Genomic DNA, 2,564 nt, shown 5'->3' with positions numbered 1-2,564 from the left:
GAATGGTTTCCGGCTGGCCACAGGAGATCTACTGCCCCGCCTGTTTGTCGAGAACAAACTCCAGAGCCTCCTCGATGGTGTGCGGATAGCGAAACACAGCCTCCTTGCGCACCTTCTCAGGCATCTCCAGCACATCGTTCTCGTTCTGCGGCGGCAGAATCAGTTCTTTGATCCCGGCCCGCAAGGCGGCCAGCACCTTTTCATTGATGCCGCCGACCGGCAGCACGTCGCCGCGCAGGGTGATCTCTCCGGTCATGGCCACGTCGCGGCGCAGCGGTCTGCCGCTGATCACCGAGTAGAGCGCACTAACCATCGCCACGCCAGCAGAGGGGCCGTCCTTGGGAGTCGCGCCTTCCGGCACATGCACATGCAGATCCTGCTGCGAGAAGGCTTCCTCGTCAAGATTCAGCTCTTTTGCATGGGAGCGGAGATAGGTCAGGGCGGCGGCGGCGGATTCCTTCATCACGTCGCCGAGCTTGCCGGTCAGATTGAGACCGCCTTTGCCCTTCATCTTCGAGGTTTCGATGAAGAGGATCTTGCCGCCGACTGGTGTCCACGCCAAGCCGGTGGCCAATCCCGGCCCCCAGTTGCGGGCTTTCACCTCCGGGTAGTAGCGCACCACGCCGAGATACTCATGCACTTTCTCCGGCGTGACCATCACTTTCTCTGTCTTGCCCCGGACAATGCTGGCCGCCACGCCCCTGCACACTGAAGCCAGCTCGCGCTCCAAGTTGCGCACGCCCGCCTCGCGGGTGTAGGAGCGGATCACTTCCAGCAGGGCCTCGCCGCTCATCTCCAGATCATCCGGGGTGAGGGCGTGCTCTTGCAGCTGCTTGGGCAGCAGATAGCGGCGGGCGATGTCCACCTTTTCATTCTCAGTGTAACTGGACAGCTCCACCACCTCCATGCGGTCACGCAGCGGGCCGGGGATGGTGTCGAGCATGTTCGCCGTGGCGATGAAGAGGATCTTGGACAGATCAAACTCAAGATCCAGATAATGGTCGCGGAAGGTTGAGTTCTGCTCTGGATCCAGCACTTCGAGCAGGGCTGAGGCAGGATCGCCCCGGAAGTCGCTGCCCAGTTTGTCTATTTCGTCTAAGAGCACGACAGGATTCTTCGAGTCCGCCCGCTTCAGGCTCTGAATGATCCGGCCCGGCAATGCGCCAATGTAGGTGCGCCGATGGCCGCGAATCTCGGCCTCGTCACGCAGGCCGCCCAAGGCCATGCGGATGAACTTGCGGCCCATTGTTTTAGCGATGGACTGGCCCAGCGAGGTCTTGCCCACGCCCGGAGGACCGGCAAGGCAGAGTATCGGCCCTTGAATGTCGTTCTTCAGCTTGCGCACTGCAAGGAATTCAAGGATGCGCTTCTTCACCTGGCCAAGGCCATAATGCTCGTCGTTCAGATCCTGCTCGGCCTTATCGAGATCAATCGTGTCCTCCGTGGTTTTGCTCCACGGCAGGTCGAGAATCCAGTCCACATAGTTGCGGGCCACCGAATGTTCCGGCGAAGACGGAGAAATCCGCTCCAAGCGGGCCAGCTCTTTGTTGACCGCTTTCTGCGCCTCCTCGCTCAGACCAGCGGCATCGGCCTTTTTGCGCAGCTCGGTCAGCTCAGCCTTGCCGTCAGACTCCTCGCCCAGCTCCTTGCGGATGGCCTCCATCTGCTGGCGGAGGAAGAACTCCCGCTGCTTGCCGTCGATCTCCTTTTTGATGTCCTCTTGGAGCTTGTTGCTCATCGCCACCGTCTCCAGCCGCTTGTTCAGCTCGCGGGCGACCCGGTGCAGCATGAGGTTGATTTCAACAATCTCCAGTATCTCCTGCTCCTCCTCGACCTTGAGGTTGAGCTGAGAGGCGACGAGGTAGCCGATATGGTAGGGGTCGGTGATCGCGCCAAGCGTGGCGATGATCTCCTCAGGAATCTCCATCAGCTTGCCTAATTTTTTGAACTGATTGCGGAGATTGAGGATCAAGGCTTGCAGCTCGCTGCTCTCCTCGTCATAGAACATCGGCAAGCGGGTGATCTGCCCTTTGATCCACGGCTCCTCCTGCGTGTACTCGGTCACGGCCATCTTGTGCACGCCACTGACCAAGACATGATAATAGCCTTCATCGAACTTGGTCACATTGTGAACATAGCCGACCACGCCGACCCGGTGCAGGTCTTTGCTGGTGATCTCCTCATTGACCGAAGCCTGCTTCTTGTGGCAGAGCACCAGGCCGATCATACGGTCACCGCTCATGGCATGATCAACCAGCTGCATGGCGGATTTGCTGCCGATCTGAAGCGGAAAGCCCATGCCAGGAAAGAAAACAAAACCATGCAGCGGCATGATGGGCAGCGTGTCAGGCACGGGCAGACTGGCGGGATCTTTCTGCCGGCCTGCTTGAGCGTGTTCTTCCATTCGTTCTCTTGGGATTTTTTTGAGTTGCGAAATTGCGCGAAGAGGCGGCGCAGTCTTCGCCGCATGCCCCACTATACTGCTTTCAGCGCATGGAAAGCAAGACAAAGACCGGCAAGCGGCGGCGGAGCAGGTGAAAAAAATAAGGGGCGGTCGGGCCGCC

General features: G+C 59.4%; 2 protein-coding genes. One reads left to right on the top strand and one right to left on the bottom strand.

Going from position 1 to position 2,564, the window contains the following annotated elements; all coding sequences use genetic code 11:
* Positions 1-28 precede the first annotated feature (28 nt).
* Positions 29-2,353, bottom strand: coding sequence for an endopeptidase La (lon, locus tag ACNKID_RS00145; protein WP_417911416.1), 2,325 nt, complete (start codon positions 2,351-2,353; stop codon positions 29-31).
* On the opposite strand from lon, the gene ACNKID_RS00140 reads away from it, so the two are divergent.
* On the top strand, positions 2,246-2,564 hold a 319-nt coding region (locus tag ACNKID_RS00140; RefSeq protein WP_417911417.1), incomplete at its 3' end, for a hypothetical protein. The two genes, lon and ACNKID_RS00140, sit on opposite strands and share 108 nt — an antisense overlap.

This window comes from Candidatus Electronema sp. TJ (genome assembly GCF_048287355.1).
Classification (GTDB): Bacteria; Desulfobacterota; Desulfobulbia; order Desulfobulbales; family Desulfobulbaceae; genus Electronema.
The sequence above is the reverse complement of the archived record's forward strand: the minus strand, read 5'-3'. Positions and strand labels throughout refer to the sequence as shown.